This is a genomic window from Erwinia sp. PPS120 (assembly GCF_047918655.1).
In the GTDB taxonomy this organism is placed as follows: Bacteria; Pseudomonadota; Gammaproteobacteria; order Enterobacterales; family Enterobacteriaceae; genus Erwinia; species Erwinia tasmaniensis_A.
Genome location: NZ_JBLREF010000015.1, coordinates 31,851 through 42,460, shown reverse-complemented (window position 1 = coordinate 42,460; position 10,610 = coordinate 31,851). Strand labels below are relative to the sequence as shown.

Annotated in this window: 8 protein-coding genes; all 8 read right to left on the bottom strand. The window is 63.5% G+C overall.

From position 1 onward, the window contains the following. A partial coding sequence (locus ACLRGG_RS10065) for a type VI secretion system Vgr family protein (RefSeq protein ID WP_416249644.1) occupies positions 1-919 on the bottom strand: 919 nt, incomplete at its 3' end. A 47-nt stretch (positions 920-966) separates the two neighbouring features. Continuing rightward, entirely contained in the window at positions 967-2,442 is a 1,476-nt protein-coding gene (locus tag ACLRGG_RS10060; protein WP_416249643.1) for a serine/threonine protein kinase, read from the bottom strand. A 29-nt stretch (positions 2,443-2,471) separates the two neighbouring features. Then, positions 2,472-5,087 (bottom strand): type VI secretion system ATPase TssH, encoded by a 2,616-nt coding sequence (gene tssH, locus ACLRGG_RS10055; protein ID WP_416249642.1) that lies wholly within the window; start codon positions 5,085-5,087, stop codon positions 2,472-2,474. Between the two features lie 62 nt (positions 5,088-5,149). Further along, entirely contained in the window at positions 5,150-6,184 is a 1,035-nt protein-coding gene (gene tssG / locus ACLRGG_RS10050; RefSeq protein ID WP_416249641.1) for a type VI secretion system baseplate subunit TssG, read from the bottom strand. Next, positions 6,181-8,058, bottom strand: coding sequence for a type VI secretion system baseplate subunit TssF (gene tssF, locus ACLRGG_RS10045; protein ID WP_416249640.1), 1,878 nt, complete (start codon positions 8,056-8,058; stop codon positions 6,181-6,183). Before tssF ends, tssG begins: the two co-directional genes overlap by 4 nt. Before the next feature lie 2 nt (positions 8,059-8,060). Further along, the gene (tssE, locus tag ACLRGG_RS10040) at positions 8,061-8,639 is read right to left on the bottom strand and encodes a type VI secretion system baseplate subunit TssE (RefSeq protein WP_416249639.1); all 579 of its coding nucleotides are present in this window, start codon (positions 8,637-8,639) and stop codon (positions 8,061-8,063) included. After that, the gene (locus tag ACLRGG_RS10035; RefSeq protein ID WP_416249638.1) at positions 8,636-9,463 is read right to left on the bottom strand and encodes a type VI secretion system accessory protein TagJ; all 828 of its coding nucleotides are present in this window, start codon (positions 9,461-9,463) and stop codon (positions 8,636-8,638) included. The genes tssE and ACLRGG_RS10035 overlap by 4 nt, the downstream gene beginning before the upstream one ends. A gap of 23 nt (positions 9,464-9,486) precedes the next feature. Beyond that, positions 9,487-10,596 carry a hypothetical protein gene (locus ACLRGG_RS10030; RefSeq protein ID WP_416249637.1) on the bottom strand — a complete coding sequence of 370 codons (1,110 nt, stop codon included), beginning with the start codon at positions 10,594-10,596 and terminating at the stop codon, positions 9,487-9,489. Positions 10,597-10,610: the final 14 nt, after the last annotated feature.

Sequence of the window (10,610 nt, the reverse complement as noted above, 5' to 3'; positions counted from 1 at the left end):
CGTTCAGCAGGGTGAAGGTGTTGCCCGGCGCCAGCCCCAGCGCGGTGCCGCGGGCGGCGATCTGCTGGTGCTCCACCTGCCACCCCTCCTGACGGATGCGGGCGTAGAACTCGCCGTGGTCGTGGTCCACAAAGTGTCCCGGCCAGTCGTAGACATCTATCTGCCCCGGCGACGGCGAGGCCGGGTTCTGCCGCGCCTGGAACATCCACGCGTTTGGCTTGCGGAAGTCGTAGTCGTCGATGCTGTACAGCCCCGGCGTCACCTTATCCTCCAGGCTCCACTGGCTGATCCCCTCCTCACGGGTGCTGCCCCCGGAGGGCGTGACGTGATAGGGAATGGCCTCGTAGCCCGCAAACGGCTGGTGCTGCTGCGCGCTGTCCATCAGCACCAGGGTATGTTTGTCCGCTTCGTGGCGGAAGAAGTAATAGATGCCCTCCAGCTCCATCAGGCGGCTGATAAAATTAAAGCTGCTCTCCTGATACTGAACGCTGTACTCCCACACCCGGTAGCTGCCGGTCAGCCGGTCCTCGACGTTCACACCGTACTCGCGCAGCAGCGTTTTGATGCTCTCCGGCGCGGTCTGGTTCTGGAAGATACGCAGGTTGCGGTCGCGCTTCATCGGCCACAGGTCCGGCTCCATGGTCAGGCGGTAGACCGCGTAGCGGGTGCCGCTCAGCTCGGTGCTGCTGACCGCCATGCGGGTGATTTTGCCATTCAGATAGCGGGTGCCGCCCGTCAGCCCCCGGGTGGGGATGGAGACGGTAAGCGGCTGGCCGAGCAGCGCCTTGCGCTCAATGCGCGCATCGGTGCTCAGCAGCTCCACGGTTATCTCAAAGGCGTGCGAGAGGGCCTCTCTGCCGCTCAGTTTCCAGAACAGCAGGCCCGCGACGGGCAGCTGGACGGTGATACGATCAAACATAGTGATTTCCCTGACTGGCCGCGCCCACCGGTCGGGCGCGGTAGTGATTAACTTTGCGGATCCAGCAGCCATACGCCTGCACGATCGACAGTGATGCGCCGATCGCGGGTTTTACCCTCGTTGCTGATGCTGAAACGGTAGTCACCCGGCGGCAGTTGCAGCATGGCGAAGCCATTCGGCGAGGGGACCAGCGCCTGCGGGTTACCGTTCATCGCGACCTTGTCGCCCGGCAGCAGCTTAATGTAAACCTGGGCAACGGGCTCCGGCGGCGGTGGAGCCACCGGCGCTTCGGCAGGCTGGCTGGCCTGCTCAGCAGACGCCGCACTGCCTGCCAGTTCCGTCGGCTGCCGCGTCGCAGCGGGCGCCTGAGCGGTAGACGACGCGGTCTGCGCTTGTGAGGTTTGCGCCTGAGTGGTCTCAGCCTGAGACGGCCGATCGCTTCCCCCACCCCCGGCCATCATCGCCCCCACGCCGATCCCCACCAGCACCCCGGCGGCAATCAGTCCCGGTACGATAAAGCGTTTCAGCGTGGTCGCCTGCGGCGAGGCCTCCGCCGCTGCCTCGACCGGCACCAGCATGGTGCCCGGGCCGTTTACTTTGACCTCGTGGATCTCATTGATATCGGTAGGTGACAGCTCCATCAGCGCCGCCAGCGCATCCACAGTCTGCGGACGATCTTCCGGCTGTAGCGCCAGCGCACGGTCAATCGCGTTCAGCAGCGGCAGGGAGTAGCCCGCCGGACGCAGCTTCACCAGCGGCTGGTAGCTGTCCTCAATGCTGCGCACCACGCTCACCGGCGGCGGTGAGCCGACGATCAGCGTATGCAGCACCGCCCCCAGCGCGTAGATATCGGTCCAGGTGCCCTGCTCGCTTTCGTTATCGTCGCTGTACTGCTCAATCGGCGCGAAGCCGGGTTTAAGCATGGTTTCCGTTTCATCGGAGAGGTTACCGATCGCCTTACGCGCCGAGCCGAAGTCAAGCAGCACCGGTACGCCATTCTCCTGGATCTGGATGTTATCCAGTGAGATATCGCGGTGCAGATACCCCTCCTGATGAATGGTATTGATCGCCCCGAACAGCGGCGGCAGCAGGCTGCGGATCCAGGCTTCGCTGATCATCTCCGGCCGCCGGCTGTGCAGCTGAGAGAGCGTGGTGCCGGTATAGAACGCGGTGCCCATATAGGCGGTGTCGTTCTGCACCCAGAAGCGCAGGACGTGCAGCAGGTTCGGATGGTTGAAGCGGGCCAGCAGCCGGGCTTCCTGGATAAAGCTGTTCAGGCCAGCGTGGAAGGTTTTACTGAAGCGATCGCTGCGCAGAACCAGCGTCAGGTCATCGTTACGCACCGCCAGCGAGGCGGGCATAAACTCCTTGATGGCGATGGTGCGTTCAAGCTGATGATCCCAGGCGCGGTAGACAATGCCAAAGCCGCCACCGCCAATCACTTCCTTGATTTCAAACTCATTAAAGCGGTAGCCCACCGGCAAAGCGTTGGGGACCGCGTGCGGATTATCGTGTTCTGACATATTGGACAACTCTCTGAGTGTGATGGGCCTTAAGCCTCAAACTGGCACTGGAATTCGCCCTGCTGCAGCGTGACGCGCAGATGGCGATACTGTTGGTCCTGCGCGCTGGCGGTGAGCAATATCTGGCTCATCTGCGGCAGGAGAGTATTGGTCAGGATGGCATCGACCATGCGGCCGCCGGACTCCACCTCGGTGCAGCGCTGGACGATCTGCGCGATAACGCTGTCGTCGACCTCCGAGACAATGCCGTGATTCTGCTCCAGGCGGCGCTGAATGCGCTTCAGCTGCAGGCGCACAATGCTGGCCAGCATCTCGTCGCTTAGCGGGTAGTAGGGCACCACCAGCAGGCGACCGAGCAGCGCGGGCGGGAAGACCTCCAGCAGCGGCGGACGCAGGGCGGCGGCCAGCGCATCCGGCTCGGGCATCAGTTCCGGATCGGCACACATCGCGCTAATCAGCTGGGTGCCGACGTTGGAGGTCAGGATGATCAGGGTATTGCGGAAGTCGATATGGCGGCCTTCGCCATCCTCCATCCAGCCTTTGTCGAACACCTGGAAAAAGATCTCATGCACGTCCGGGTGCGCCTTTTCGATCTCATCGAGCAGTATCACGCTGTAGGGACGGCGGCGCACGGCCTCAGTCAGTACCCCTCCTTCGCCGTAGCCGACGTAGCCCGGAGGCGCGCCTTTCAGGGTGGATACGGTATGAGCTTCCTGGAACTCACTCATATTGATGGTGATAATATTCTGTTCACCGCCGTACAGCGTCTCGGCCAGCGCCAGCGCAGTTTCGGTTTTACCCACGCCGGACGGGCCGCACAGCATAAAGACCCCCACGGGCTTGTTCGGATCGTCAAGCCGCGCGCGCGAGGTGCGTACGCGTTTAGCAATCAGATCCAGACCGTGACGCTGGCCGATGACCCGCTCGTTGAGGGTGTCGGCCAGGTTAAGCACCGCCTCAATTTCGTTTTTCACCATGCGTCCCAGCGGGATCCCGGTCCAGTCCGACACCACCGCGGCAACCACGTTGGCATCCACGGCGGCAAACAGCAGCGGCGTTTCTCCCTGCAGGGCCTTCAATGCCTGCTGTCGTTCGGCCAGCGTCTGATGAAGCGTCTCTACCTCTTCCGCTTCGTCTGCGTGCAGCTGCGCGCGCAGCGCGATAATCTCATCCACCAGCCCCTGCTCCTGCTGCCAGCGGGCGGTCAGCTGGTCGCGCTGCGTCGCCAGCTCCGCCAGCTGCGCATCCAGCGATGCCACGCGCGTGGCATCGCCGATTGCCACTCTGGCTTCGCGCCCGGCGATCTCTTTTTCAATTTCCAGCGCGTGAATGCGGTGCAGGCAGTCTTCCAGCTGCGGCGGCTGCGCGCTCTGGCTGACCGCGACGCGGGCGCAGGCGGTGTCCAGCAGGGCGACCGCCTTATCCGGCAGCTGACGCGCGGGAATATAGCGATGGGAGAGCGTGACCGCTGCCGCCACCGCCTCATCCAGCAGCAGGACGCGATGGTGTTTCTCCAGCGCGCTGACGGTGCTGCGCAGCATCAGCAGCGCTTTCTGCTCGTCCGGCTCATGCACCTGTACGGTCTGGAAGCGGCGCGTCAGGGCCGGGTCCTTTTCGATATATTTTTTGTACTCGGCCCAGGTGGTCGCGCCGATGGTGCGCAGCTGACCGCGCGCCAGAGCGGGCTTCAGCAGGTTAGCCGCATCGCCCGTCCCCTGCTGTCCGCCCGCGCCGACCAGCGTGTGGATCTCGTCAATAAACAGCACAATCGGCGTCGGGCTGGACTGCACTTCATTAATCAGCGCCTGTAGCCGCGCCTCAAACTCGCCCTTCATTCCCGCGCCCGCCTGCAGCATACCGATATCCAGCAGCCACAGCTGCACCTCCTGCAGCGGCGCGGGTACGTCACCTGCGGCAATGCGCAGCGCCAGGCCTTCCACTACCGCCGTTTTACCCACGCCTGCCTCACCGGTCAGCAGCGGATTGTTCTGGCGGCGGCGCATCAGAATATCGACCATCTGGCGGATCTCTTCGTCTCGCCCGGCCACCGGATCGATTTTGCCCTCGCGCGCCCGGGCGGTGAGATCCTGCGCATACTGCGCCAGGGTGCCCTTCTGCGGCGGCACCGCCCCGGCACTCTCCGCCGGGGCCGCCGTAGCCAGCTGGGCCTCTTTGCTGTTGGCGAGGATGGTATCGAACTGCTCCAGCAGCGTGTCGGCACTGATGCGGCCAAACTGCGGGGAGATGCCTTTCAGCAGGTTTGCCAGGTTGAAGGTTTTCAACAGGCCGATAATCAGGTGGCCGCCGCGAATTTGCTGTACGCCAAACTTCAGCGAACCGTAAACCCAGGCGCGCTCAACGGCGCTGTCGATATGTTCTGACAGGTCCGAGACCGCGCTGGCCCCGCGCGGCAGGCGGTCGAGCGCGGCCACAACGTCACGCGTCAGCGCGTCTTCGTCCAGTGAAAAGTAACGGATGAGCTGCTGGAGATCGCCCTCCTGATGCTGCATCAGCTGATGCAGCCAGTGCACCAGCTCCACATAGGGGTTACCGCGCAGTTTACAAAAGGCGGTGGCGCTTTCCAGGGAGGTAAATAACAGCGTGTCCAGTTTGCCGAACAGTACGGCGCGGCTGATTTCTGACATGATTTTTCTCAGTGAGTTAGATGACTGACAGAATGAATGGCTTAAGTGCGCGTTATTCGCGATCAAACGCCCGCGCTTTCTGCGGGTTCCGGGCTGAAAAGCAGTTCGCTGCGCGGCTGGGGAACCGCGGCCTTTCCGAGCCAGCAGCTCAGCCCCAGCCGGGACGGACCGCCCAGCGTGGCCCCCTTCACGTCCTCAGCCTGCAAAATTAAGCGGACGTCCCAGACAAACTCGATGCCCAGGTACTGCCTGACCCAGTCGCGCAGCTGCTCTGCCCAGGGCTCACCGGGCAGAAAGCGGTTATAAACCGCCAGCGACATCGGTCCCAGCGCCAGGCGAAACTTATGCTGCACGTCGCGAACCGCCACGCCGAGAAAGGCCGACTCGCCGAGGCGCGGCATATGGCGTCCGGCGCTGAGCCTGGCGCGTTCGCGCTGACCGATGGGCAGCCAGTGGGGCACGTTTTCAGTCAGGGTGACCGGCACCTTAAAGTAGTGACGGAGGATTTTTACCAGCCCCCCGGCATCGCGACCGTTGCGCGTCAGGTGGCCCGCCACCGCATAGCGCGCATGTTCGCTCAGGCTGCCTTTGCTTAACTGCCCCGGCTGACCCATGCCAATCAGGCTGGCCAGGTAGCGCTCAAAGTGCCGGCCGTCGGCGCGATCCAGCGAAACGGTGGGCTGGGCATCCGCCCAGGCGCGATAAAACAGCAGCGTCAGGCGATGATGAAACAGGTCGGCAAAGGCCGACAGGCTGTGGTCCTGATGGTGACAGATGCGCTCGCGAGCATATTCGGTCAGATGCAGCGGCAGCGGACCGTTCGGGCCAAACAGGCCAAAGCTGAAGATGGTGACGTCGTGCAGCGGGCTGTTCTCGCGCGGCGCGGCGCTGGCCACCGTCGCAGGGGCAAAGGCCAGCGACGGCTCCTGACCGATGCGCAGCGGCTCATGGCGCGGCAGCGGCGCGCGGCCCAGCGGATAGCGCTCCCCGCTCTGCGCATCCATCCGGCGCAGGAGCTGAAAGAGATCGTAGCGCCAGGGGGTGCGCGTCACCCGCTGCCAGAAGTTATCCGGCAGGCGCTGGAGTGAATGGATCATATCAGCGCCCTTTTGCCGCTGCGCGGCGCCCAGTAGCCCACTTCGCCACGCTGCTGGCTGGTCAGCGTCAGTTCGGTAAAGCTGTTCATCGCCACCAGCCGCGAAAAGACGCGCTCCAGCACGCTACCCAGCAGCCATGCGCTTGCGCCGGAGAAAGCCTGCTCGTCAACGCTCAGCTCAATGCCAATGCCGCGCATAAAGACAATCGGGCCTGGCTCCGGCACCCGCCGACAGGCGGGTTTAAGCTGACAGTGGCGGATACCCTCGATCTGGCGGGCCACGGGCGCATCCGCCAGGTTGGCATAGAGGCTGAGCAGCTGACGCAGCGCCGACGCGCCCTGGCCGTCATCGCCGTCCATCAGGCTGAGGTAGTTCATTTGCAGGTGGCTGATCAGCCGCCACGTGGCCATGCCTTCCGCCAGCGCGGCGCGCGGCGGCGTCGGCCCCTTGCGCAGCGTCAGCTGGCCCACCGGGATAGAGTCCGGCATCATAAAGTTGCCCTGATCCTGTTGCAGCAGCATCAGCGGGATATCGCGGCTGGTGCACATCACCTCGGCGGTCAGGTGCCGCAGCGCATCACTCCAGGGGGCATGTCGCTCATCGACCAGCGACAAAAACACCTCGGAACCGACGTAGCCAGTGCGCGTACCGAAGCGCTGGGCGTGTTCGGACAGGGTGCGCTGTTCACGCCGCAGCGAGAAGTAGGCGCCATAGTCGCCTTCATCGCGGCTAAAGGTGCTCCAGAACGGGCGAAAGACCTGTTCGTCGCGCTGCTTCTCCCCGGTAGCGTAGAGCTTCTGCACCGAGAAAATCTCATAGTCCAGCGGGCGGATGTTATCGACCACCAGATGATACTCATGCACGCTGTCGCTGATTTTTTGCCGCTCGGCCGTTTTGGGAAACAGATTGACGACCGGGGTGCAGTGCAGCGCCAGATGGCTTTTATCAATCACCCGCTCCAGCGAGGCGTCGGCCTTATCCAGCAGCAGGACGATTTCAAACGCCCCCACGCCCGCGCCGCAGGCGGCCAGCAGCGGTTTAAGCTGGCTGATGCTGATAAACTGAAAGCGCGCGGGGAAGGCAAAGTACTCCTGTAGCAGCCGGTAGCCGTCAAAGTTGCGCAGGTCGTCAGGCAGCAGCGCCTGCTCGGGCGCAAAGCCCTCCTGCTTTAGCGCATCATCCCCCAGCACCACGCGCTTTGGCTTCACCTCTACGGTCTGGCAGAAGCTGCCCACGGTATGCTGCATAATCAGCTCCAGCAGCTGCTGGGCCTGAATATCCGGGCCGCTGAGAAAAAACATCAGATCGTCAAAGCTCAGCTGATTCAGCATCACCTGGTTATAGCAGGAGAGGCGGATCCGCAGCGCACTGACCGCCCCGCGCTGGCTGAGGCCCATCGCCGCCAGCGGGATATCGGCCGGCACGCCGCCCAGCTCGACGCGCTCAATGCGCAGCGGCTGGAGCATCACCTCATGGGCCGTCGAGTAGCTACAGGTCACGCCGCTCTTTTTCAGCGTCTGGCTCTCCATCATGGTGCCGCGCGGCACCCGGAAGCCGCCGCTGATATCACCCTTTTTGCCGTCGGGATGCAGTTCGGCGATGGCCATGGATGGCGTCGGCGCAAGAAAATTAGGGGCGATCATCTCCAGCATCCGCTGTGAGAAGCGCGGGAACTCTGCGTCCATTTTAAGCTGCACGCGTGAGGTGAGAAAGGCAAAGCCCTCCATCAGCCGCTCCACATAGGGGTCGGCCACCTCAATGCCGCGCATTCCAAGGCGGCCAGCCACCTTGGGGTAACGCCCGGCGAACTCCGCGCCCATTTCGCGCAGATAAGCCAGTTCACGGTTGTAATAGTCGAGCAGTTTGCTGTCCATGATTACCCTACGTCTTTAAGCTCAAAATGACCGTTTTCCAGATCGACATCGGTGCGGAACAGGAACTCCAGCGGATAAGGCACGCACCACAGCCGCCCTTTGATCTCAATCGACAGCACGTTATGCAGATTCAGCGAACGGGTGTCCGACACGCAGCGCACCTGAAGCCCGGCGGGCAGGATGCGCGGCTCAAAGTCGAGGATGGAACGGGTCAGCTTGCGCTGAATGTCGCCCCACTCAATATCTGACATGCGCTGCCCGGCCAGGGGTGAAACACCGAAGTTCCATGTAGAGCGCTGAACCTGAGGGAACGGGGTCAGATCCTGCTGGGCCTCGTTGTTGATGCAGTTAAACAGCCACTGCAGATCCCGCAGGACGTTGCGCCGCAGCGCGCTGTGGGAGATAACCGTGCTGCTGGCCGCCTCCTGCTGCTTATCCGGCGCGTCATCGGTCAGCCGATCCAGCAGCGAAGGCTGCATTTTATCGCGGGCGTTTAGCGCATCCTGCCGGTTACGAAAGCGGTAGCCGCCGCGCAGCGCATCGTTACCCTGCTGTCCGTTCAGGTCGAAGTCGTTACTCATAGCGCCTCGTCAGCGGCGCTAAAGGCGATCAGCTCCAGCCCCAGCAGGGCAAAGTCAGCGTCTGCGCTCAGCCAGGTTTTCTGTCCGTGGCCGATAAACTGCTCGCCGTCAGCGTCCAGCGGCTGCCATTCGGTGACGCTGGCCAGCCGCACGGCATCGGCGGCGGCGCTATCGAAGGGGTAGCGTACCGGGATCTGACACACCTCTTCGCTGCCGTCACTCAGGCGCACCAGCACGTGCCGCCAGACCAGATCGGTAACGCTGGCCGGTGCCTGGAAGCGCAGTTCGCTGATGGCGCTGAACGGCAGCCAGGTGTAGTGCCCCTTGACGATCAGCTCGCAGATCGGCCCCAGACGGCCATCGCCGTCGATCAGCCACTCCAGCGCCTGCGCCTGCTCATCCCCCTCCTTCTGAACGCTGCATGGATTTACCTGTGCGGCGTCAAAGGCTCCGGTGCGCAGGGTTGCCGCCTGCTCTGTCTCCCCTGCGGCATCCGCGCGGAGAGCGGCCAGCAGCTGCGCGGCCCAGCCAAACGCCTCCCCCGGCATACGCGGCGTTGCCTGCCCGGCAAACACCGCCGCACGCGTTATTTCGCCCGCTACCGCCTGCTCCAGCAGGGTGACGGTAGGCAGCGCCTGCGGCTTGAGCGCCCGCCAGGATTTCAGCTGGATCTGCGCGCGTGACCAGTTACCCGCCAGACAAAGCAGCTGAACAAAGGCGGCGCGCAGATCGGCGTCGGCCGGGCGGCTTTTGATATCGGCTTCCACGCGCGCCAGGGTCTCGGCCAGCGTGCATCCGGCCATCAGTTGATTCAGAGAATTCATGTTCTTTCCTCAGACGGCGTGAACTAGTTAAGCGTGCGGAATGCACCGGCGGCCGGATCCTTCAGCTGCGGGTGTAGCGCCGTGACCAGGCGGATAGTCAGCGAGCCGCCATTACTCAGGTAGGGCGACCAGACCTTACGCACTTCGTTAAGACGCGCCTTCAGGGCGCTTTCGTCGTCGGCTTCGCTCCGGGTAATCTGCACCGCCACCGTGCCGTTCACTTTCCAGCCGTTCAGCTCCGGCGCCCAGGGCACCAGCATCCAGCTCTGGGGAGATTTCTCATCGGTCAGCACCATTCGCTCGTTATTTACGGTGGTGATTTGCAGGTCGCGGCCCAGCGCTTTCGCGTTCAGCCCGGCAACCGGAAATCCCTGGACGAAGGTCATATGCACCGTCCGTGGACCGCCCCTGCCGCTTTGTGAAATCTCGCTCGCGCCGCTCAGCCAGCCGTCGCTGCCGCAGGTTACGCCCCCTTTCGCCGGGACAAACAGCGCGCTGGTCTGGCCGCTGCGCCACCAGGTACGGAAGTGGCAGCCGTCCATCAGGCTGAACTGCACCCAGGGCGTCGTGTCGGCAGGCGGGGAGAGATCCTCAGCGGCGACCACCGGGGGCGCGGCAGGCGTTTCAGGCGTCTGTGTCGCTGGCGTCGTGCTGCCGGGATGGGTGTTGGTCGGCGCGGTTGCCGCCCCGCCGGTGGTCACTGCCTGAGCGGGGCTGCCCACCGTCGCGGCCTGAGTGGCGCTGGCTGCCGTTCCGCCGGCCGTCGCGCTGGCCGTGGCGGCAGGATCAACCTGCACGGCCCAGCGGTGCGCTTTCAGGGCGCTGCCCTTCGCCAGCGACCTGCCGGTGCTGTCGTTCATCTGCCAGTGGATAACGCTCAGCTTAGCGCACTGATTTGCCAGCAGGCTGCCGACGCGCGGCAGAAATGCATTCATTATGCTGGGGTTTTTCTCGCCGTTTGCCACAATGCGCAGCGGCAGTTCGCTGGCGCACCAGCTGGAGGGCGCGTTGCTTTTGATGTTGTCGATCCAGATATCCAGCTTAAGGGTGGGGGAAGAGACCACGCGATAATCCTGCGCCCAGGCGCTGGACGCGATAAGCAGGGAGAGCGCACCTGATAGCCAATATTTCATAGGAGTCCTTGAAG